Annotated in this window: 23 protein-coding genes; 6 read left to right on the plus strand and 17 right to left on the minus strand. The window is 46.1% G+C overall.

The window, feature by feature from the left end; genetic code table 11:
• Positions 1 to 46: 46 nt before the first annotated feature.
• The 10 genes from AC3WTJ_RS06390 to AC3WTJ_RS06435 form a co-directional block, all read right to left on the minus strand.
• A complete protein-coding gene (locus AC3WTJ_RS06390; protein WP_492521127.1) occupies positions 47 to 1,048 on the minus strand; it encodes a phosphotransferase in 1,002 nt (333 codons plus the stop codon).
• Between the two features lie 9 nt (positions 1,049 to 1,057).
• Entirely contained in the window at positions 1,058 to 1,909 is an 852-nt protein-coding gene (locus AC3WTJ_RS06395; RefSeq protein ID WP_492521128.1) for an AraC family transcriptional regulator, read from the minus strand.
• 56 nt (positions 1,910 to 1,965) lie between these two features.
• Positions 1,966 to 2,748 carry a phytanoyl-CoA dioxygenase family protein gene (locus AC3WTJ_RS06400; RefSeq protein ID WP_492521129.1) on the minus strand — a complete coding sequence of 261 codons (783 nt, stop codon included), beginning with the start codon at positions 2,746 to 2,748 and terminating at the stop codon, positions 1,966 to 1,968.
• 107 nt (positions 2,749 to 2,855) lie between these two features.
• The gene (locus tag AC3WTJ_RS06405; protein WP_492521130.1) at positions 2,856 to 3,980 is read right to left on the minus strand and encodes a serine hydrolase domain-containing protein; all 1,125 of its coding nucleotides are present in this window, start codon (positions 3,978 to 3,980) and stop codon (positions 2,856 to 2,858) included.
• A gap of 124 nt (positions 3,981 to 4,104) precedes the next feature.
• Positions 4,105 to 4,599 carry a DinB family protein gene (locus tag AC3WTJ_RS06410; RefSeq protein ID WP_492521131.1) on the minus strand — a complete coding sequence of 165 codons (495 nt, stop codon included), beginning with the start codon at positions 4,597 to 4,599 and terminating at the stop codon, positions 4,105 to 4,107.
• A 49-nt stretch (positions 4,600 to 4,648) separates the two neighbouring features.
• Positions 4,649 to 5,158: a P-loop nucleotide/nucleoside kinase family protein gene (locus AC3WTJ_RS06415; protein WP_492521132.1), complete on the minus strand. Its 510-nt coding sequence runs from the start codon at positions 5,156 to 5,158 to the stop codon at positions 4,649 to 4,651.
• A gap of 380 nt (positions 5,159 to 5,538) precedes the next feature.
• On the minus strand, positions 5,539 to 6,012 hold the full coding sequence (locus AC3WTJ_RS06420; protein WP_492521133.1) for a (2Fe-2S)-binding protein: 474 nt from the start codon (positions 6,010 to 6,012) through the stop codon (positions 5,539 to 5,541).
• A 2-nt stretch (positions 6,013 to 6,014) separates the two neighbouring features.
• On the minus strand, positions 6,015 to 6,854 hold the full coding sequence (locus AC3WTJ_RS06425; RefSeq protein WP_492521134.1) for an FAD binding domain-containing protein: 840 nt from the start codon (positions 6,852 to 6,854) through the stop codon (positions 6,015 to 6,017).
• Positions 6,851 to 9,172 (minus strand): xanthine dehydrogenase family protein molybdopterin-binding subunit, encoded by a 2,322-nt coding sequence (locus tag AC3WTJ_RS06430; RefSeq protein WP_492521135.1) that lies wholly within the window; start codon positions 9,170 to 9,172, stop codon positions 6,851 to 6,853. Before AC3WTJ_RS06430 ends, AC3WTJ_RS06425 begins: the two co-directional genes overlap by 4 nt.
• 204 nt (positions 9,173 to 9,376) lie before the next feature.
• Positions 9,377 to 11,014, minus strand: a complete 1,638-nt coding sequence (locus AC3WTJ_RS06435; protein ID WP_492521136.1) for a PAS domain-containing sensor histidine kinase — start codon at positions 11,012 to 11,014, stop codon at positions 9,377 to 9,379.
• A gap of 183 nt (positions 11,015 to 11,197) precedes the next feature.
• Between AC3WTJ_RS06435 and AC3WTJ_RS06440 the strand changes: the two genes are divergently transcribed.
• A complete protein-coding gene (locus AC3WTJ_RS06440) occupies positions 11,198 to 11,449 on the plus strand; it encodes a hypothetical protein (protein WP_326059502.1) in 252 nt (83 codons plus the stop codon).
• Positions 11,450 to 11,546: 97 nt separating this feature from the next.
• Positions 11,547 to 11,975: a cupin domain-containing protein gene (locus AC3WTJ_RS06445; protein WP_492521137.1), complete on the plus strand. Its 429-nt coding sequence runs from the start codon at positions 11,547 to 11,549 to the stop codon at positions 11,973 to 11,975.
• A 53-nt stretch (positions 11,976 to 12,028) separates the two neighbouring features.
• Here AC3WTJ_RS06445 and AC3WTJ_RS06450 read toward each other — a convergent pair whose 3' ends face one another.
• Genes AC3WTJ_RS06450 through AC3WTJ_RS06460 form a run of 3 tightly spaced genes read right to left on the minus strand, consistent with a single transcriptional unit; the run spans position 12,029 to position 14,042 of the window.
• Positions 12,029 to 13,198, minus strand: coding sequence for an alanyl-tRNA editing protein (locus AC3WTJ_RS06450; RefSeq protein WP_492521138.1), 1,170 nt, complete (start codon positions 13,196 to 13,198; stop codon positions 12,029 to 12,031).
• Positions 13,191 to 13,643, minus strand: a complete 453-nt coding sequence (locus AC3WTJ_RS06455; RefSeq protein WP_492521139.1) for a GNAT family N-acetyltransferase — start codon at positions 13,641 to 13,643, stop codon at positions 13,191 to 13,193. Before AC3WTJ_RS06455 ends, AC3WTJ_RS06450 begins: the two co-directional genes overlap by 8 nt.
• A 21-nt stretch (positions 13,644 to 13,664) precedes the next feature.
• Positions 13,665 to 14,042, minus strand: coding sequence for a ribosomal maturation YjgA family protein (locus tag AC3WTJ_RS06460; RefSeq protein ID WP_492521140.1), 378 nt, complete (start codon positions 14,040 to 14,042; stop codon positions 13,665 to 13,667).
• A 123-nt stretch (positions 14,043 to 14,165) separates the two neighbouring features.
• Between AC3WTJ_RS06460 and AC3WTJ_RS06465 the strand changes: the two genes are divergently transcribed.
• A complete protein-coding gene (locus AC3WTJ_RS06465; RefSeq protein ID WP_492521141.1) occupies positions 14,166 to 15,662 on the plus strand; it encodes a peptide MFS transporter in 1,497 nt (498 codons plus the stop codon).
• Between the two features lie 218 nt (positions 15,663 to 15,880).
• Here the strand turns inward: AC3WTJ_RS06465 and AC3WTJ_RS06470 are convergent, their stop codons facing one another.
• Positions 15,881 to 16,087 carry a hypothetical protein gene (locus AC3WTJ_RS06470; protein ID WP_492521142.1) on the minus strand — a complete coding sequence of 69 codons (207 nt, stop codon included), beginning with the start codon at positions 16,085 to 16,087 and terminating at the stop codon, positions 15,881 to 15,883.
• Between the two features lie 140 nt (positions 16,088 to 16,227).
• Between AC3WTJ_RS06470 and AC3WTJ_RS06475 the strand changes: the two genes are divergently transcribed.
• A complete protein-coding gene (locus AC3WTJ_RS06475; RefSeq protein WP_157326507.1) occupies positions 16,228 to 16,392 on the plus strand; it encodes a hypothetical protein in 165 nt (54 codons plus the stop codon).
• 346 nt (positions 16,393 to 16,738) lie between these two features.
• Here the strand turns inward: AC3WTJ_RS06475 and AC3WTJ_RS06480 are convergent, their stop codons facing one another.
• Both AC3WTJ_RS06480 and AC3WTJ_RS06485 read right to left on the minus strand, forming a co-directional pair.
• Positions 16,739 to 17,218 carry a GNAT family N-acetyltransferase gene (locus tag AC3WTJ_RS06480; RefSeq protein WP_492521143.1) on the minus strand — a complete coding sequence of 160 codons (480 nt, stop codon included), beginning with the start codon at positions 17,216 to 17,218 and terminating at the stop codon, positions 16,739 to 16,741.
• 22 nt (positions 17,219 to 17,240) lie between these two features.
• Positions 17,241 to 18,077 (minus strand): helix-turn-helix transcriptional regulator, encoded by an 837-nt coding sequence (locus AC3WTJ_RS06485; RefSeq protein WP_492521144.1) that lies wholly within the window; start codon positions 18,075 to 18,077, stop codon positions 17,241 to 17,243.
• 141 nt (positions 18,078 to 18,218) lie between these two features.
• Here AC3WTJ_RS06485 and fabF point away from each other — a divergent pair, with 141 nt between their 5' ends.
• Positions 18,219 to 19,457 carry a beta-ketoacyl-ACP synthase II gene (fabF, locus tag AC3WTJ_RS06490; protein WP_492521145.1) on the plus strand — a complete coding sequence of 413 codons (1,239 nt, stop codon included), beginning with the start codon at positions 18,219 to 18,221 and terminating at the stop codon, positions 19,455 to 19,457.
• Between the two features lie 60 nt (positions 19,458 to 19,517).
• Here the strand turns inward: fabF and AC3WTJ_RS06495 are convergent, their stop codons facing one another.
• The gene (locus AC3WTJ_RS06495; protein WP_492521654.1) at positions 19,518 to 19,760 is read right to left on the minus strand and encodes a PQQ-dependent sugar dehydrogenase; all 243 of its coding nucleotides are present in this window, start codon (positions 19,758 to 19,760) and stop codon (positions 19,518 to 19,520) included.
• 117 nt (positions 19,761 to 19,877) lie between these two features.
• On the opposite strand from AC3WTJ_RS06495, the gene AC3WTJ_RS06500 reads away from it, so the two are divergent.
• Positions 19,878 to 20,042 (plus strand): hypothetical protein, encoded by a 165-nt coding sequence (locus AC3WTJ_RS06500; protein WP_492521146.1) that lies wholly within the window; start codon positions 19,878 to 19,880, stop codon positions 20,040 to 20,042.
• Positions 20,043 to 20,417: the final 375 nt, after the last annotated feature.

Here is a 20,417-nt window from a genome sequence, read left to right on the forward strand (position 1 = left end):
CGTCACGGATGACGGAGGGATAGCCTTTTTTTTGAATCTATGACCTTCACCCAACCAAATGAGCTATCAGCATCTGCTCAATTGTTTTGCCATGCTCCATTAACCATGCATCTCTATGTATAAATTGATTCAAAATGTAGTTGAAGTTATGTTGAATGTCAATGCCCGCATAATGCTGGCCGATATAGATGTGCAGCACTGCGAGATGATACAGCTGAGTTAAATTCCGCAGTTGTACAATCTCTTGCAAGCTGTGCGTTCTGTAAACGGAATAACTTTTTACAAAAGCCTCTGCCATCTCTATTGAACCACTCGACATCTGTAAAATATGATTCAAACAAATCGCAAACTCCATAAAGCTTGCATCCGCCGATATAAAATCAAAATCCAATACGCCGCAAATACGGTTGTTTTGAGCTAACAAATTAAAGATTAACAAATCATGATGAACAAGCTGAACAGGAAGTTTTTGTATCTCACTAAGGCTGTTTCCAACGGATTCGACCTTGGTTCTATAAAAATTCAAACTCGCTTCTGGAATATGAAACGATGGACTTTCAATAAAAGCGGCAACAGCGTTTTGATCAGCAAGCGGATGAAGATTGTAATAATCCCCAAATGATATGCCTTGATAATCGAGCCCACTTTTATCGAATCGCTGGAGTACCTGGCTCATTTCACCAACAACACGCCCGAATTCAGCGGCATCATGGACATTTGCAAGCACGTGATTCGTGCCTTCAAGATAGACGACAAGCGCGCCTAAGCTTCCGCCAGACAATCGAACATAATCGTCCCCGCTTAAAGTTGGAAGAAATTCCGGCACTTGAAAAGACAGCTCTCTGTTCGCTAAAAATGACGTCACTTTTGATTCAAACTCGATACCCTCTGCATGCTTCGTATGCCGGTTATAAACACGGAGAACATACCTTTGGTCGTTTAGCGTAACTATTTTTGTTAAATTGGTAAGTCCAAACGGAACGGCCTCCGTCTCATAATCCTTTTCCTCAAAATAATAACGAATCAGCTCATCTAGTTGTTCCTGCATGACTTCACCCTAACCATACACATTTTCGGATTGTTTATATCGGACAGACTCGCGAAATTCCCCAGGAAGTACGCCATACTCTTTCTTAAATTGTTTACATAAATAGGACGCATCCGTGAATCCACATCGTGCGGCAATGGTTTCCAGCGTCTCTTCGCTCATTTCGAGCAGCTGTTTGGCACGCTTAAGGCGCATATCTCGCAGCATTTGCATAGGTGTTAGTCCAAACTGCTGCTGAAACGCTCTATCCATATAGTTTGCACTCAGACAAACGAGCGACGCGAGTTCCTCTCTGGTCAACTTCTCTTCCAGCCGCATGGACATCTGTCCAATTAACCGGGCGAAGCGGTCACCAGATGAACTGTATGCGCTTGAACGCTCCGGATTTCCTGCTTTTTCCCAACCGGTTAGAATCATTTCCGTTAGCTGCAGCATTGCGGTTGTGAGTTTCAAATCACGAAAAGACAGCTCTCGATTTCCCCAATCGGCAAGCAATTTGGTGAATACAGCCTCATAACGGCCAGGTTCATGCAGGGTAATAACCGGTGAGACGCGATAGAGCATCAGGAGGTCGAATTGATGGGAACACAGAAGGCTCACCTGCATCCATAAATGAACACCGCCAACATCCGCATGCTCCGAAAAAGGCAGCCCAGGCGGATGAAGCATCACATCACCCGCTTTCGCCGTATGGTTTTCGCCTCCTGTGCCTGTCGTGACATGGCCGGTTTTCACATAACTAATGATCCAATTCGGAAAACTGCGATTTTCCATGTGAAGCTTGGCATACGGCGATCGATTCACACTGTGCAGCTGAACGGACCATGGCCCTTCTACCCAATCTGGCGGTTTCGTTGACATTGACATTCACCTCATACGTTCAACTTAACCGATTTCCCGGGTATTGCCTATAATCACTAAGAACAATTCTCTCTTGTTACAAAAGCTTCATACGCAGACTTCCCATCTTTTGCAATCAGCGGTCCATTCTTGAATAATTGACCGGTATTCGGATTAAAAGACCCGTCCACCGAGTACTGCACCACATAACCTTTGCGTGTCTGCGTTTTGCTCAAGTTTGGCGTACTGCGATGGAAGAGCAAGGAATGGAAGGCAACCAAGCTGCCTTTTTTCAGTTCAACCGGGATGCCTTTTTCTTCTCCAAAATAACAAACCCAGCCGAGATCTGTTTTCACATGCTCCACGAAACCATCCAAGTGCGTACCTGGCTGAACCCAGATACAACCGTTATCTACTGTAGCATCTTCAAGCGCTAGCCAGCATGTAACATAGTAGATCGGCTCCGTCGGCACATATCCGTTATCCTGATGCCATGGAAAGTCTTTGCTTGCTTCCGGACGTTTGTACACCGACTGATCCCAGTACAGCTTAATGTCTGGACCCAAGATCGTTGTCGTGATATCAACAAAACGCTGATCTGCAATAAATTGCTGCAGCTCTGCGCTTAGGAAATTCAAATTTGCAGTAAAATTAATTTGACCTGATCTGCTAATGAATTCCTTCCCTTTCGCGCGCAAGGCTTTCTCTGAAGCCTCGTCGAAGCCGTCAATGATACCCCGAATACGATCCATCTCTTCCCCTGAAAAAAGGTTTTCAAAAATGATATAGCCTTGCTCCTGATAATGCTTCATCTGCTCGGATGTGATGTGGACTTGGTTACCTGTGTGGACGTTACTCATGGCGATTCGCTCCCCCAACAATGAGATTTACTTCTATCCTCATTATCAAGCAGCGCTAAACCCTTATCAATGAAGCGATTCCACCTCATCTGGTACTTTTTCCACCTTTAGGATTCAATCGATGCGGCAATGGCATTATGAAAGCAATCCCTCAGCCGTACGACAGACTTCTCACGTCCAAAATGCACACGGTTGGTTAATAATACGGCGAAAACGCTGCTTTGGGGATCCATCCAAATGCTGGTCCCTGTGAACCCCGTGTGCCCGTAGCTTTGCGAGGAAAACAAATCCCCCGAACCGTCCCAGACATCTCCCTTCAGCACCCAACCAAGGCCACGATTAGCATTCACCTTGTCTTCCGTGTAGCTTCGCGTAGCTGCTGCAACGGATGCACTTGACAGCACATGGCCATGGCCGTCAGTAGCAAGCTTTCCATGGTTCAGCCACATGGCGGCATATTTCGCAACATCCATCGCCGTTGAGAAAACACCGGCATGCCCGCTGACGCCTCCCATTGCCCATGCGTTCTCGTCATGCACTTCGCCCCATCGATAGGCGCCGTCCATGTATTCGGTTGCCGCTATGCGCGACTGCAATTCTTTCGCTGGACAATAACCCGTATCGTGCATTCCCAGCGGTTCAAACACATATCGGGTAGCGGCCTCATCTAGCGGCATGCTAAACAGCTTCGCAGCCAATTCGCCAAGAATGATATAGTTAAAATCACTGTACGCATAACTGCTGCCGCAAGCATGACTCAGACTCTCTCCAAGCACAGCAGCCTTAATTTGCTCTGGCGTCCAGCCATGAGAATGCAAATCCTTGAAAGCCTGCAGCCCGGACGTGTGTGACAATAAATGTTTCACCGTCACCTCATCCTTCCCATTCCCTGAGAATTCAGGGAAAAAGCGGGTGATGGAGTCTCTGAGCCGCAGCTCGCCACGATCGACTAACTGCATAATCAAGGGGAGAGTGGCCATCACCTTGGTTAAAGAAGCACAGTCGTATATCGTATCTTCCGTTACCTTCAGCTTCGTATCGTCCGAAATAATGGAGTGACCCACGGCATACGTTCCTGCGATAGTCCCTTTTCGCCCAACAATGGCCACACCACCTGGTATTTCACCGATTTCCTCTTCACGATCTAACAGCTGGAAAGCAAGTTGTAATTTATCACCATTTATCCCCAGTTGCTCAGGGGCTGCTTGGGGCAATGCCATGTTCATATTCATGTCTCTACGAGACCTCCTTACATTCAGTTATTTTCTTTATTCGAACTAAAACGGCAAATCCCTTTATAAACAATGCAAAAAGCTTGACAAGTCAATCTCCGTCAAGCCCCACATGTACCATTTTTTATTCAAATGAACGACGGGATGGCCAGGATCCCTGCAGCTTCCGGATAAACATAATTTGTCCTGTGTGATACGCATCGTGCATGATCAGACTGTTCACCCAACGACCAACGGATTGCGAACGATTCGGATACACATGTTCAAAATCATGCTCCTCCCACTGCGCGATCCGATCTCGTATACCTTGGTGAACAGCTTGCAAACGAGTTAAAGTTGTCTGCCATGTCTCATTTGAAGTTGATGCCACAACAAACGTATCATCATTCGTCATATCCGGATACTCGGACTCTTGTCCAGTCATTCTATACAACAATCGTTCTTTATAAAAAATTAAATGATTTAAATTCTCTGCAATCGTATTCACATACTCGCCTTCCGGCCGCCAATTGGCCTGCTCGGCAGTCAAACCTTGGAGAGCATCCGTAAGCGGCGGATACCAATCCTCTTTCTCGTAGCAGGTATCCCATCCATGAAGCAAAAGCTCGATTTTATTCATTCCATTGCCTCCTAAATTTGTTATATCTACATGAATTATAGTATCTCATTCAAAGAGACTTGAAAACCTGATCCATTAATGAATCGACCGGCTGAACCGTGTCCAAAACAAGTTCACCATCCAAAAATTCCAATCTAACCTGGTTATAATGTTCCTTCAATTTAGCTAAATCGGTTATTAATTGATTGGCCTTTGGCGCTTGGCTCCTCTCAGCAAGCCGCTGCGCCCAAGTAGACTCATCGCTGCATATGCAATAAAACGTCTTTAATCTCCCTCCTCTTTCCTCGACCCACTTCATAAATCTAAGCACATCCTCAGAATGATTAAACCCATAATCTAGAATGATATTAGCATCCGTAGCAATGATCGTTTCAAGAAAACGATATAGAAAATCAAAACAAATTTGATTTCTCGCCTCATGTGCGAAAACTTCCTTTGCGACAGTATCATAAATATCATCTTTATGAAGCACAGTTGTCTTCAATCTTTTACCAAGTTCATTGGATAACGTTGTTTTGCCGGTCCCAGCTTTCCCGCGAAATAAGATAATAGTTGACATGTTTGTACTTACCCTGATCCGTCTATCTTCCCAGGATCCTCCTTTTTATTTGGCATACTAATGAATTCTAACTGCACCCTTTCATTTCCTTTCATAAAAACAAACCGAGCTCCCGTACCCAATTTTCACAAAAGCTGTATATACTTCTAGAATCTTAGCAGGACTCCGACTCTTGGGAGCATGAAGGGAACTGTGATCCTCTATCTGGAGAAAAACGAGCTATTTTGACTGTTAAGCGGAACTACAGGCACTTATTTGTCCTCCACAACGCGATTATCGGCTGAAAATGACAAAATAACGAACTGTAGTTCCCCTTCTTTGTGGATGATGTAGGTTTCAGAAAAATAGAGGATCGTAGTTCCCTTCAATCTCTCCTTTACCTATTTCTGCGAAGTCGAGATCACAGACCTGACAGCCTTCCCAATCTCCTCATAACTTGTGCAGCGGCAAATATTGGATTGCAGCCATCTACGCATCACGTCTTCACTCGCATTGGGGCATTGCTGGCTCAAAGCATGTGCGACCATAATGTAACCCGGTGTGCAGAATCCGCACTGAAAAGCAAAATGTTCGACGAAAGCCCTTTGCATAGGCGTATCTCCGCCTAACCCTTCAATCGTCGTAATGTTGCATCCCGGAGCTTCAATGGCCAACATCAAGCACGATTTGATAGGTACCCCATCCACATTCACCGTACACGCACCGCAATCGCCATTTTCGCAGCCCTCTTTTGCTCCAGTTAGCCCCAGTTGCTCCCGCAGCACTCGCAGTAGCGTATCCGCGGATCGAATAACAGCGTGATGCCGCTTATCGTTGACAACGAATTCAACTTCACTTTTGAACGTTCCGCTCATTCTCATCGCCTCCCCTGTTCCAGAGCTGCCATAGCATCCAATAGTGTGTTTCGAAGCACAAATGTCCGATAAGCAGATGTGCTGAGAATGTCATTCAGAATCGGCACAGGCCACCATTGAATGGCGTTATCTACGCGAGTTTCCAAAGAAAGTGAGGAATCGTTTAAAATTTCTTCGATTTTCTTTGATCGAAAAGGTATCGAGCTGGCTCCACTGAAAGCAATACGAATCCTTTCTCCTGTATGAAGTGCAGCTATGCGGACGATTGGATAATCGATTCGTTCCAATTTGGTCTTCTTTATCGTCACATAAGGCATTTCCAAATAGTTTGCATCGGTTATGATTTGGACGAGAAGTTCACCCGGCTCCAATCGCGGCTCTCCATTCAAAATTTGGCGAATTGGGATTTGACGCATGCCGCTAGGGCCTACCAGAATAACCTCGCTGTCCGCTAGGAGAAAAGGCAGCAGCCCCTCCCGATAAATGAACTTTCCACATAAGAGGCCGCCGATTGTAATTTTATTGCGAATCGTATGATCGGCGATGTCTTGAACCGTGTCCGCAAGCAATGGAAACAAAGGCGATTCCACAAGCGCATTAAGTGGAAGTGCTGCGCCAATAACAAGCTGATTATGTTGAAAATGAAATACGCGGCATTCGGGAATCCCTTTGATGTCGATCACTGCACCCGTATGTATCTGATGCATTCTGGCCATGGAGATGATTTCTGTCCCACCGGCATAGTACAATGGCGATTTACCGCTCTCCACCATGTTCTGATAGATCGATACTGCTTCATCAAAGGTAGCCGGCTTATAATAGTCAAAGTCAAATGAAATCATTGGCTCCTCCCCATCGATTGCCAGATTACCTCTGGTGTCAAAGGCAGTACGTTCAATTCAATACCGGCTGCAAGCGATAAGGCATTGGCCAGAGCAGGAGCCATCCCGATTGTTCCATGCTCTCCAATACCTCGGGCACCATAAGGACCTTCCGTGAACGGTGTCTCCACAAACTCCACCAGATAATCCGGATTATCCCCGAACCGTGACAATTTATAGGACCGCAGCTGCGGATTTAGCACCTGCCCCGCTTGATTGAACAGAAATCCTTCCCGCGTAGCAAAGCTTAACCCCATGTTCATCCCGCCTACCACCTGTCCGCGCGCAGTCGCCTCGTTAATCACTTTGCCCGCGTCAAATACAGAGGCCGCTCGAAGAACACGGTACGTACAGTCGCGAGTATCAAACTCAACTTCAACGGCTTGTGCGCCAACGGTCCACTGCTGGGCTGCGACGCCTTTCCCTGTTTCGGGATCAAGCCGCGTAGTCTCATGGACGCGATACCTGCCGCGGCCAATGACCGGTTTGCCTGAAGCACTGCCATTCGGATATTGGTAACCGCTGACTACCTCGCTGACTCGAAGACTGATGATCGGATCGTCTTTGACATAAATCATGCCACGGCCGACAGCCAAATCTTGCGGCAGCACTTGCAGGACGATCGAAGCATTATCTTTCAATTGGGCTATGACATCTTCAGCCGCATCTTGAACAGCACGACCGACCATCATCGTAGTGCTGCTTGACACCGTTTTCCAATGCTCAGGTGTGATTTGTGTATCTACGCCCATTTTGACGTGAACATCGCTGACTTCCATATTCAGCTGCTCGGCAAGGATTTGCGCCATAACGGTTCGATTCCCTTGACCAAGTTCAATCGATCCTACGCTGAGATTCGCGCTGCCGTCGTGATTGAATGTGATCGTAGCCCCGCTGCCGGTATCGATATCTGAACCCGAGGCTTTCCACACACAAACCATTCCTTTTGTCCTGATTTTATTACTGCCCACCTCAACCCGCTGGCCCTGTTCCCACTGGATCAGATCCTTCAACTTATGGATACATAAGGTTAAATCTCCCAATGAGCTTCTCGTAAGCAATGTTTGCGTTGGTGTAGTGTCGCCCGGTTGGATCGCATTGCGAAGCCGCAAATCCAAAGGGTTTATCCCCAGCTTTTTCGCAAGCATATCCATCGTACGCTCCATACAAAAATGCGCTTCCGTACGTCCAAATCCCCGAAAAGCAGTTGCATAAGGATGATTGGTATAGACGCATAGAGAGTCACACCACACGTTATCCACGCGATATGGTCCCGTGCAGTCTATTGCTCCCGCTTGCGTCACCGTGGCTCCCTCGTCCGTATAGCCACCCGTATCAAATAAAAACGTAATTTCAGCTGCTGTTAATCTGCCATCTCGGGTAGCGCCGAGCTTCACTTTCGCTTCCAGGCCAATGTGGCAAGGGGAACTGACCATATCCGTTTCACGGGAATTATTGATTTTGACGGGACGGCCACCGCAAGCTTTGGATGCCAGATAAGCCAAGTATTCTAATTGGATGGAACCCTTGCCGCCAAATCCGCCGCCTACAAACGGAACATGCACGATCACTTTGGACTGCTCAACTTGAAAAAAGCGCTCGAAAGCTCTTTTTATCATAAAAGGATCCTGCGTCGACGTTTGAATGTCAATTAAACCGCTCGGCATTATTTCGACGATGGCACAACGCGGCTCCATCGCGCAATGATCCGAAGTGTTGAACGCATAGGTCCCTTCCACCGTCGTTTCACTTGCTGCCCAACCTGTGGCCATGTCGCCTTTGCGGATTTTTACAAAGTTGCCGATGTTTGTTCTTGGAACGGGATACACATCCCCGAATTTCTGATAGCTGCCCAAATCTTCATGAATCAACGAAGCGTTCGGCTGTAAAGCGCTGCTAGGCGAATGAACAACAGGAAGCTGTTCATATCCTACTCGTATACATGCCGCCGCACGTTTGGCAATTTGTTCCGTCTCTGCAACGACGACAGCGATTGGCTCGCCGAAATACCGTACTTTCTTCCAGGCAAGTGGCGGACGGTCTGCAAGAATCGTACCCGTTAAGATTGGGAAATCTTCTCCCCTAAGAATGGCGTGAACTCCGCTCACTGCAAGCGCATCGGTTATATCAATCGATGTTAGTAAAGCATGCGCATATTGGCTTGTAACGGTCCAGCCGTGCAGATGACCTGGAGATTGTGTATCATTCGTATATGTAGCGAAACCGGTTACCTTATCCCGGGATTCAAGTCTTAGGATGCCCTTTCCTATTACGCTCAACTTCAACCACTCCTACTCTATTACGACATACATGATGGATGACAAAGTTGGTGTTTTCTATCATCTTATCAAGATTCAACTTGTCCTATTCCGGTCCCGGGAAGTCGTACGGGAACGCGTGAAAAAATAATCATTCAGTCATTATAAAAAGGACTGCTCCTAGTAGAAAACCTACTGTTGAGCAGTCCTTTTTTTGTTTTAAGCTCATCGAACCGAACTTTCTTCATCAATTGGCAAATAGACATGTACGGTGGTTCCATGATCGATTTCACTCTCGATCTTAAGGCATCCACGATGAGCTTCGATGATTTTATGACAAACCATTAAACCTAAGCCCGTCCCTTTCTCTTTGGTTGTGTAGAAAGGTTCGCCTAGTATCGCCAATCTCTCCTCCGAGATGCCGCAGCCATCGTCAATAAAACGAATCAGAACCTTGTCGTCATCCGACTTCAACTCGATAATGACATTTCCTCCGTCTGGCATGGCTTCAATCGCATTTTTAAGAATATTAATGAAGACCTGTTTCAATTGATTTTCCTCGCATTTGATGAAAGGAATTTCAGTCAAGATCTCTGTATGAATTTGCACATTATTAAGAATAGCTTGGGTTTGCAGCAGGGAGATGACATCTTGCAAGATCTTCCGGATATCTCTCATTTCAAAATTAATCACCTGCGGTTTCGCAATCACCATGAACTCGCTCACGATATCGTTAATTCGGTCCAACTCCGATAACATGATTTGAAAATAATATTGATAATTTTCTACTTTTGACTGTAGAAGCTGTACAAAACCTCTCAATGAAGTCAGTGGATTTCGAATCTCATGGGCGACCCCTGCCGCGAGCTGTCCAACGATGGAGAGCTTTTCTGATTTGAGCAGCAGCTCTTCCGTCCGTTTACGCTCTGTAATATCTTTGGCTATGCCGTAGACGCCGTCAACTTTATCATTAATATAGATGGGAACCATTTTCAAATTTAATTCGATTTGATTTCCTTCTTTATGCATAAGCGATATTTCCGTATTGTTGGATTCGCCCTGCATCGCTTTCACAAATAGCTCGCATGCCATCTCGTGATCATTGGAACCATGAAAGGGCAGAAATGTCTGCTGCGTGCACTCTTCTTCCGTATAGCCGGTAATTTTCTCAGTAGCCGCATTAACGGACAGCACATTCCCCTTTAAATCCATCGTGAAAATCGCATCCGGATTGTGATCAACAAGCGATTTATAGCTCTGTTCCCGCATTTCCAGCATACATTGCGCCCGTTTATGCTCTGTGATGTCTCGGCATAACAACTGCACCGCAGGCTCGCCAAGAAAGACGATCGGCACCTCTCTTACATCAACATCAATAACTTGCTGATCGACTCGCAAAAACTTTTGATCCATCGGTTCCGTTGGCTGCTTGTCTTCGGTAATTTGGCGGATCCGTTTCTTTGTTATATCTACAAAATCGGGGTGCACAAATGTCATGACGGATTGTCCGATGAGCTCTTCAGGCGAATGGGCACCCAACACTCTGGCACCGGCAGGGTTAATGAAAATGATGATCCCATCGCTATGAACAACGATTGGCTCCGGCGAATGCTCTACCAGGACACGGTACCGCTCCTCGCTCTCCAACAATGCCTTTTTCAACCGTTTTAAACAAAAATACAAAATAAATGCGGTAATCACGACATAAAAAAGACCTTTTGATGAATTTACGGAAATGGCATCGGTCAAGTTCACACGATCAATGAATCGATCTGATAGAATAACCCACAAACTTCCAAACAAGACATAAAGCAAGGTCACTTTCAAAGAGCTTTTTACCCTTACTACTGACTTCTTGTGCATATCGATCTACTCTTCCTTAACCCTGCAATTTTATGGGATAGCGGTGTAATTTGCTTATTGATTATATCATTTATTCTTCAAAATGCTCATTGGATCTTTCTCCCATTCCTTCCTATTTCCACGCACTAGTTCTATTGGACGAACATATACTAGAATAAGACAGCTAGAGAGGAGGTATTCACGATGAAAAAAGCGGATTCCTATCGAATTTGTAAGAAGTACCTCAATCGCGAAGTGATGATCAAAACAACACACGGCACTTACAAGGGCACCATTGTCAAAGTGGACAATAATAAAGTCTATCTGAAACCGTCTCGAAACGGGAACAAGGCGCAAATCTCATTTCTACCGTTTATTTTACCGCTCGTCCTGTTTGATCTTTTGGCTATTGCCTTACTGGATACTAGACCTTTTTTCCCTTTCCGTCCTTGCTAATGATCAATCGAAAACCCTCATCTCCTTAGATGAGGGTTTTTCTGCATGAATGTTCATCCTTCTTAATAGTTTGAATCATAAGGAGGTGTGTTTGAACATGGAGCCAACACAAACTTGTCGACTCATTCGTTCATCTCGCACATACCATGGCAAACAAGGCTTCGACTATGCGGAAGCCATATCCAAGGAAAGCGTTGACTCGCAAGGAATATGCATGCATCTGCTGACGATTCCCCCCGGCAAGAGAGCAAAAGCCCACCTGCATGAACAACATGAAACAGCCATTTACATGCTGCAAGGGAACTCAGCCATGTGGTATGGCGAGAAGCTCGACCAGCATATGGAGGTGGAGGAAGGCGATTTTCTGTACATCCCAGCTGGAATGCCCCATATGCCCTATAATCCTAGTGAAAGCGAGTCCTGCACCGCCCTGCTGGCAAGAACGGATCCGAATGAACAGGAAAGCGTTCGTTTACTCCCCGAGCTCGAATCGATATGGGAGAAACGACACACATCCGCTGACTAACTTTCAAACAGGCGGCTGTTCCAATAAAGAGAGCTGCCTGTTCTTCTTACTCATTAAGCATTAAGCTTTTCTTTCGCGTGCTCCAAGAATGCTGCGGCGTCATCCCATGACGGAAATCCCGCTTGGGCGATTTTGTCACTCCCGCCGCCTTTGCCTTGGTAGGCAGCCAAATTCGCTTTGAAGAATGCGCCGCAGGATAACGATGCGCTATTATTCGCCAATACAACTTTGTTCTCCCCAAGGGTGGCAAGCAGCACAGGGCAATCACTCTGAACGGCCAGCTTGCCAGCGAGGTTTTGCAAATCTTTTAGGGACTTATTTTCGAACACGCGGGCAATCAAGTTCCCTTCTCGTTGGGAGAGAAGCTCACCTGCAACATAAGTGTCGTTCTCTTCTTTTAACTGGGCTAATTCCGTTTGCAGTTGTTTCGTCTCGAATTCCCATTTCTCTAATCGATCGATAATTTCGTCTTTACCTGTGTTGAATTTGATGGATAGAGCGCCTAAAATCTTCAGGTTATCATTAAACTCCTGGAGGGCACGATATCCGCATTTAAAATAAATCCGCGTATTCCCCTTCTGCTTCTCCGCTTTCAGCAGTTTGATCATCCCGATTTCGCCCGTTGACGAAACATGTGTGCCTCCGCATGCGTTATATTCCACACCTTGAATTTCAACAATGCGGATATTTTCCGTCACCTTGGGTTGTTTCACCAGCGGCAGTTTGGCCAATTCCTCTTCCGTAACGAAATAACTGATGACTGTTCGGTTTTTATAGATCTGCTCATTCACTTCTTTTTCAATAGCCGCCAACTGTTCAGATGAAAGTTCCGGCTGTTCCACATCAACGGTGGCATAATCCGTTCCCAAGTGAAAAGAGACGGTCATTGCCTGGTAGAGATCACGGCATACCGCCGATAATAAATGTTGGCCGCTATGCTGCTGCATATGATCAAACCTTCGCTGCCAATTCACCTCGCAGGACACAGTGCCCTCTCCAGGGAGACTCGCCACTTTATGCAGCACGTTCTCCTCTTCACTGATGACATCCAATACAGGCACACCATTGATATGCCCTTCATCGCAAGGTTGTCCGCCCCCATGTGGATAAAAGGCTGTCTCCTCCAGAAGGACATAAACCCCATCTTCTCTCTCTATAACGCGGCTGATCGTTGTTTGCCATTCTCGGATATAGGCAGAATCGTAATACAGCTTATTAGACATGTGAATCTTCCTTTCTTGTTTCGGCTAGATCAAGTTCCGGGAAGACATGGTGTTCCATGACAACATAATCTTTTCCGCCTTTTATAAATTGCTTATCTGTTACGGCCAACCCGAATTTTTCATAAAAAGAGACCTTGTTACTCCTGGCATTGCAAAAAATGCGCTTCACACCTGCCTGCTTAGCTTCCGTAAGCATGTGGCGAAGCAGATGGCTGCCGTAGCCTTTGCCTTGATCAGATACCTTGGTGGCAAATTTTCGAAATTGAGCCTCATCTCCCTGGATAAATAGCGATACGACAGAAAGAAGCGCCTCCGCTTCAAAAAGTCCGTAGTGTACGCCTTTATCGTCATCCGAAAGTTGAACATAAGCCAGCTCCCGCTCCGGCCACATTACTTCATGCCGCAGCTGCCAGGCCTGCTCTTTTTGAATGCGTCTAATTTCCATTTCATCATCTCCACAGCCGAATTAACGCTTACTGCGCTGGAAGGCAATCTTGTCAACGATCCATGCAGCAGCAATGCCTATCACATATCTAGCTAAATCAATTGCCAAAAATCCTCTGCCAAGGATCAGCGAGCCAATGACTGTGCTTCTAACCGCTACAATCCATTCCGCTTGGTATAACTGACTGAATTCAATGCCAAAGCAGAAGATGGCGCTCCATCCTGCTGCCCAAGCTAACGATCTTTTTGTACAAATAAACCGAAACCCGAAGTAAATCATGCTTGCCCAAAGGATGTCTCCCGCGTTTACAGCGATTATATCAGGAAGTACATTTGAGAACCTTCTTGAACTTAACCCTAAGACGATCGTCACGACGATGGCTGCAGCATATTTTAGCATGATTTCCCCTTTCCTTCGAATATGAACTTAATAAAAAGTGTAGAACTTTATCTACATGGGAAATCTACCTTGTGGGGATACAGCAGAAAGCTCACAACTAGGTTAACTAAAGGAGATTACTTCATGACCGACATAAATGAAAAACAAAAGATTGTCTCAAGTGTTCCACAACACGGTTTCCTCGGTCACCCGAAAGGGTTATTCACACTCTTTTTCACAGAATTTTGGGAACGTTTTTCTTATTACGGCATGCGGGCAATTCTTGTTTTTTATATGTATTATGAAGTTTCCAAAGGCGGATTGGGCATTGCCGAAAGTACCGCTCTTGCCATTATGTCGATTTACGGCTCACTTGTCTATATGTCCGGCATTATTGGCGGGTGGCTGTCTGACCGGATTTTTGGAAATTCAAAAGCTGTGCTATATGGCGGCATATTCATTATGTTAGGCCATATTGTACTAGCCATACCAGGAAGCGTCGCGTTATTTTTTGTTTCTATGGTGCTGATTGTGTTAGGGACGGGCATGCTAAAACCAAACGTATCCAGCATTGTAGGCGAAATTTATAGTGAAGAGGACGCCCGCCGCGATGCAGGATTCAGCATTTTCTACATGGGTATCAATCTCGGAGGCTTCATTGCCCCGCTGATCGTCGGTACGATAGGGATGAATGTTAATTTCCACTTGGGGTTCGGATTAGCGGCAATCGGCATGTTTCTTGGGTTGGCTGTGTTCTTGTTTACGAAGAAAAAAAGCTTGGGACTCGCAGGTACATTTGTCGTAAACCCGCTTTCACCATCGGAAAAAACAAAGGTCATGACATGGATTGGGTTAGGTGCCGTAATCATCATCCTCTTACTTGTCATAACGATCCCTGCGGGGTACCTCACTTTTCAAACTTTTAGCGCTATCGTTGGCCTGCTGGGGATCTTGATTCCAACCATTTACTTCATTGTCATGTATAGAAGCCCTAAAACCACAAGCATCGAGCGCTCCAGAGTTCTCGCCTATATCCCGCTTTTTATTGCGTCTGTCATGTTCTGGGCCATTGAGGAGCAGGGATCAACGATTCTCGCCAATTATGCGGACCGGCGGACACAGCTAGATTTTGCAGGTATACATATCTCTCCAGCATGGTTCCAATCCTTGAATCCGTTATTTATTATCGTATTCGCGCCGATCTTTGCGTGGATTTGGGTCAAGCTCGGAGACCGGCAGCCGTCCATTCCCACCAAATTTTCAATAGGTTTGCTGCTCGCCGGCGTATCCTTTCTCGTCATCCTGCTGCCCGCTTATTTCGGCGGCAATGAATCGCTCGTTAATCCGTTATGGCTTGTGCTCAGCTATTTCATCGTCGTGCTCGGGGAATTATGCTTGTCTCCAGTCGGGCTCTCGGCAACGACCAAGTTAGCTCCTGCGGCCTTTTTAGCACAGACCATGAGTTTGTGGTTCTTGTCAAACGCTGCAGCCCAAGCCATCAACGCGCAGATCGTGAAATTTTACTCACCCGACTCGGAAATGCTGTATTTCGGTGTTATCGGCGCGATTGCTTTGGTCCTGAGTATCATCCTCTTTCTGATGACTCCAAAAATTCAAGGCTTTATGAAAGGCGTCCGCTGAAAACAAAAGAACCTCCACTCCCACGTATTTAGTGGAATGTGGAGGCTTTTTTGCATAAACTAATTTATGGTTTCTAACCATGATTATGAACATTAACGCGCTTTTCTTTTTCTGCGATGAAAAACAAACCAAGCGATTCCAATGATGCCAGCAAGCAGCACAGCGCTGAAAAAAAGAATGTAGCTCAAATGAAATAAACGAATGGGAATCCCTCCTGTTTAAATGATGGCTTGTTCAGGAAAGCCGTGCGACGCGATGGAAATGATGCGCCAAGAGTCCTCACCGCTCACGAAATCGAATTCGTTATACGCAGAATCTTCGTGACGATCACAAGCATGCAGCGCGTACTCTTCGTTCCCGATCCGAAATGTTGCTGATTCCTCACAATACGAACATAATGCTGATTGACTTTTTTCTACTTTCAACCTTTTCACCCACCGTACACTCATGTCATTACTAACCAGAATGCCACTTTTTTAGCATTTCCATACCTCAGGCATGAAACTTGTCCCAGGCACATAAGATGAAGTAAAGAATAAAGCGTTTTCAAAAGGAGTTGATGTTCATGTTCGATCCGCGAGAATGGACTAAACAACTGAAATCGATCCATGGCATTGTTAGAATCATTTATGTCAACGAACATACCGGATTAGCCAAACTTCGTTGTACCTTCACCAAAGAGCAGCAGAAAGCACTGGAACGTGAGGACAAAAAACTATCTCATACGTAAATAGAGCCGTTTAAAAGGAACGCTGAATAGCGTTCCTTTTTTTGTGTGCTATAAACGAAAGTCCTGACTAGGCGAGGCGAGCACCTTCATGTTTTGCGAATAACGCCGATTACTCCAGCTAATTCCCTCCTCTGAGCCACGTTTGAGCTATTTACATGGATGAACTCCATTTAATCAGAAGAGATTTAGGCTAATTCCGGAAGTGTGTGACGATTTAACAGGAGCTTCTCCAGTTATTGCGTTGCCCGGACCGGCATTGAGCAGATTAACGGTAGTTTTTCCTGCTGCTGCATCTCTATTAATGATCGCCCTATAAGCTATCCGAAGCACTTGCTTTCCCAGAAATTCAAACTAACTTCATCGTCCAAGAGGTCCCCACTACGCCGCAAAACACAAACCCAAGCTTCTCATACATGCGCACAGCGGCATGATTACTCGGATCAACACTTAAAGATAAAGATGGAAAGCCATCTTTCTGTGCTTGTTTGATCAACTCTTGCATCAGCTTAACGCCTATTCCCTGACCTCGATACGCCGGTAAAACAGCTATTCCTAATTCCGGAGTCTTATGATCAACAAATCCATATCCTCGATTGGTTTCATCAAATAACCTGTACCAACTTGCGCCTACCGGCACATTGTTCATCAAACCAAGCACAGCCCTATCCCCGTGTCTTCCCCAATCCTCGTGATATATCTTTAGATGAGGATCGTTCAACAATTCCAGTTTAGGCGGCTTGTTCTCCAAAATGTAAATCGATTCATACTGCATATCCATCAAAAAGTCGTAGTCTTTCTGGTAGTCCATTTTTCTAAAAGACAGCATCCTATCCCCACATCCTCATACCCTAAATTCTACTCATCAACTGCTTTACTTTAGAATCCGAGTCCGAACCAGGTGACGACGTATACACGCTGCATCTTAAATCCGCTCGGCCCTGCACCTGCAATGTCGTCAAATCAAATAAAAGCTTCCCTGCCTTCGCATGACGAAACTCGATGAACACTTCCGGAGCGCTGCTCACATCGCTCTGATTCCAAAATGTCCGAAAATCCTGATTCTCTCCGCTAATGCGCTCAATAAACTCGCTATACCAATTATCGCCCAGATATTGCCCATAATAGGAGCGGAACATAGCCAAAAAACCCATCGCAAACTCACGCCAGTTCACAGCCAATGCTTTTAATTCTTTCCTCGTAAAAAGCAGCCAAATCAGATTCCGCTCTTCCAACGGAACCAGTGCAAAATCCAGGAATACTGCCGCCGCCGCTTGATTCCAACCGACGATATTACATCGGCGATCCGAAATAATGGTGGGACAATCATGAAGCTCCTCCAAAATTCGATTCAAAGCAGGCGATATGGTCGGTGCCTGATCAACAATGGTCGTTGGCGCTGGCTGCTCAAGAGCCAGCATGAACAAATATTGACGCTCATCCTGGTTGAGCTGTAAAGCAAAGGCGATTCGGTCCAGCACCTGCACCGACATTTTGATTTCTCTTCCCTGCTCTAACCAGGTATACCAGGTTGTGCTCACGCCAGCGATTGTCGCTACTTCTTCCCTGCGGAGGCCAGGCGTGCGTCTCCGGCTACCGCCAAGAAGCCCCGCATCACCGGGTTTAAGCCTTGCCCGGTGAGTGGTTAAGAACGCAGAAAGGGCTTGGAGCCGTTCCTTCGTATTCACTTCATTTACCCCCTTCACATCTCATCATAGAAGTCATTATACCAGTATAAACGATAACTTGTAATAGGATAACAAGTGTGACATTCTATTGATATCAGGTACTAAGAGCAAGTTATGAAAAATACCAAGGAGGCGTTATCTATGAAGCGTGTAGTTGTGACAGGGATGGGCGTAATTACGCCAATTGGCAATCAAGTCGACCGTTTTTGGCAAAATCTCATCAATGGAACTTCAGGTATTTCTACAATCGATCACATGGATGTATCCGAATATAAAACCACTATCGCAGGGGTCGTGCGAGATTTCGATGCGGAAGCAGCCGTCGGTCGACGAGAGGTCCGCCGTATGGATCGCTATACACAATTTGCTATTGCCGCAGCCAAGCAAGCCATGGAGGATGCTAACCTTACTATTGATGCAACGAATGAGGAACGGGTCGGCGTCTATATTGGTTCTGGTATTGGAGGAATTCATACCATACTGGACAATTACCGGACTCTGCTGTCCCGCGGACCAGGCCGCGTCAGCCCGACCGTCGTGCCGATGATGATCGCCAACATGGCAGCGGCGCAAGTCAGCATCTTGTTCGGCGCCAAAGGCCCTACCCTTGCGCCGGTAACAGCTTGCGCCACGGGCAACAATGCCATTGGCGAAGCCTTTAAGCTGATCCAGCGCGGAGGTGCAGACGCCGTCATTGCCGGAGGCGCCGAAGCGACGATCACCGATCTCGCGCTGGCGGGCTTCGGCAACGCGACAGCCTTGTCGACGCGTAACGACGCGCCGACACAGGCGAGCCGCCCGTTCGATGCGCAGCGCGACGGATTCGTCGCCGCCGAAGGTGCCGGCGTGCTCGTGCTGGAGTCGCTCGAGCATGCCGAGCGCCGGGGTGCCCGCATCCATGCCGAGATCATCGGCTATGGCTCAACTTCGGACGCCTACCACATCGTGGCGACCGATCCTGAAGGCGCGGGTGCCTACCGGGCCATGCGCGATGCGCTGGCCGATGCCGGCCTGGCGCCCGAGGAGCTCGACACCATCAACGCGCACGCGACAAGCACGCCTGCCGGTGATTTGTCGGAGACACGCGCCATCAAGCGGCTTCTTGGCAGCCGCGCGTACGATGTTCCCATCAGCGCGAACAAGTCCATGATTGGGCACATGCTCGGTGCAGCCGGTGGTGTAGAAGCTGTCGCGCTGATCAAAACCTTACAAGACGGCGTAATCCCTCCTACCATTAACTTGGAGAATCCAGATCCAGAGTGCGATCTTGATTACGTTCCACTCGTAGCCAGAAAAGCAGAGCTTAATTACGGTTTGTCCAGTTCTTTTGGTTTCGGCGGTCATAATGCCGTGCTCGTTTTCAAGAAAACGACTATCTAACTGTTTCCATAAAAAAACCTAATCCATTCAACCACTGCTGCGTGGGTTAGGTTCTTTCTTTTACTTCTTCAGCATCAAAAGACGGTCATCGCTCGCCGAAAGACTTCCTCTACCGTCCGTGTTGTTGTCCGCTTCAATCCCAATCCCTGACCGCGCATCAAGGGTCATACGCAATATTTTGGCCGATGTACTTTTCACATCTTGTGCCAGCTTGTCTTCGCCTGAGTCACCGGTTGTCACGTATAACATATGATCCGGACCGATCGCAAGTCTGCCCCCATTGTGGATATGACCGCCAGGAATGCCTTGTTACTATATATTACACTTAAATATGTTATATGTTCCGCATGGCGCGACAAATATTTACAATTCTTATCTTATGGTGGAATATATAAGTAGAATAACTAAGGAGGATAGAATATGGTAATAAGTATGCCGTTATTTACTATTTTAAGTGTTGCATTTTATTTATGGTTAGGTATTGGGATTCCAATCTTGATCATTTGGTTTGCGACAACTTATATTAAGGGAATGCAAGAAAGAAACAGGCTACTTAGTGAATTAATTAAGAAGATTGATAAATAGCTTACTATAGATTATATGCGTTACCTGGGCGTTTTGCATAAATAACAATGCATAACGCTTTTTATTTTTTTAAAAGTATAGAATGGGATTGCTAGAATCTTTGTTCGCATAGTGTTTCTTTCATTCTTCTAAATTTACTTTTCCTGAAAAGTTTTAATATTCACAACAATTTAATGAATAAAAAATTACATTATATGTCAATGTACTACATTATTCACCAATTTATCTATTTAAAAAAGTAAAAATATAGGACTATTATATCATTGGTTTTTTACTAATTAGGTTAAATTTGTAATTACCAACGTACTATTATCAATTATTTCACTATTACAATTTTAATAGATTTGAGCAGCTGGCCAGCTTTCAAATAATAAA

Source organism: Paenibacillus sp. FW101-FHT12H11, from assembly GCF_058790355.1.

Bases quoted from the DNA above. Each gene is read 5' to 3' on its own strand.
- AC3WTJ_RS06390 (WP_492521127.1), bottom strand. From the start codon at position 1,048: ATGCAGGAACAACTAGATGAGCTGATTCGTTATTATTTTGAGGAAAAG.
- AC3WTJ_RS06395 (WP_492521128.1), bottom strand. From the start codon at position 1,909: ATGTCAACGAAACCGCCAGATTGGGTAGAAGGGCCATGGTCCGTTCAG.
- AC3WTJ_RS06400 (WP_492521129.1), bottom strand. From the start codon at position 2,748: ATGAGTAACGTCCACACAGGTAACCAAGTCCACATCACATCCGAGCAG.
- AC3WTJ_RS06405 (WP_492521130.1), bottom strand. From the start codon at position 3,980: ATGAATATGAACATGGCATTGCCCCAAGCAGCCCCTGAGCAACTGGGG.
- AC3WTJ_RS06410 (WP_492521131.1), bottom strand. From the start codon at position 4,599: ATGAATAAAATCGAGCTTTTGCTTCATGGATGGGATACCTGCTACGAG.
- AC3WTJ_RS06415 (WP_492521132.1), bottom strand. From the start codon at position 5,158: ATGTCAACTATTATCTTATTTCGCGGGAAAGCTGGGACCGGCAAAACA.
- AC3WTJ_RS06420 (WP_492521133.1), bottom strand. From the start codon at position 6,012: ATGAGCGGAACGTTCAAAAGTGAAGTTGAATTCGTTGTCAACGATAAG.
- AC3WTJ_RS06425 (WP_492521134.1), bottom strand. From the start codon at position 6,854: ATGATTTCATTTGACTTTGACTATTATAAGCCGGCTACCTTTGATGAA.
- AC3WTJ_RS06435 (WP_492521136.1), bottom strand. From the start codon at position 11,014: ATGCACAAGAAGTCAGTAGTAAGGGTAAAAAGCTCTTTGAAAGTGACC.
- AC3WTJ_RS06440 (WP_326059502.1), top strand. From the start codon at position 11,198: ATGAAAAAAGCGGATTCCTATCGAATTTGTAAGAAGTACCTCAATCGC.
- AC3WTJ_RS06445 (WP_492521137.1), top strand. From the start codon at position 11,547: ATGGAGCCAACACAAACTTGTCGACTCATTCGTTCATCTCGCACATAC.
- AC3WTJ_RS06450 (WP_492521138.1), bottom strand. From the start codon at position 13,198: ATGTCTAATAAGCTGTATTACGATTCTGCCTATATCCGAGAATGGCAA.
- AC3WTJ_RS06455 (WP_492521139.1), bottom strand. From the start codon at position 13,643: ATGGAAATTAGACGCATTCAAAAAGAGCAGGCCTGGCAGCTGCGGCAT.
- AC3WTJ_RS06460 (WP_492521140.1), bottom strand. From the start codon at position 14,042: ATGCTAAAATATGCTGCAGCCATCGTCGTGACGATCGTCTTAGGGTTA.
- AC3WTJ_RS06465 (WP_492521141.1), top strand. From the start codon at position 14,166: ATGACCGACATAAATGAAAAACAAAAGATTGTCTCAAGTGTTCCACAA.
- AC3WTJ_RS06475 (WP_157326507.1), top strand. From the start codon at position 16,228: ATGTTCGATCCGCGAGAATGGACTAAACAACTGAAATCGATCCATGGC.
- AC3WTJ_RS06480 (WP_492521143.1), bottom strand. From the start codon at position 17,218: ATGCTGTCTTTTAGAAAAATGGACTACCAGAAAGACTACGACTTTTTG.
- fabF (WP_492521145.1), top strand. From the start codon at position 18,219: ATGAAGCGTGTAGTTGTGACAGGGATGGGCGTAATTACGCCAATTGGC.
- AC3WTJ_RS06500 (WP_492521146.1), top strand. From the start codon at position 19,878: ATGGTAATAAGTATGCCGTTATTTACTATTTTAAGTGTTGCATTTTAT.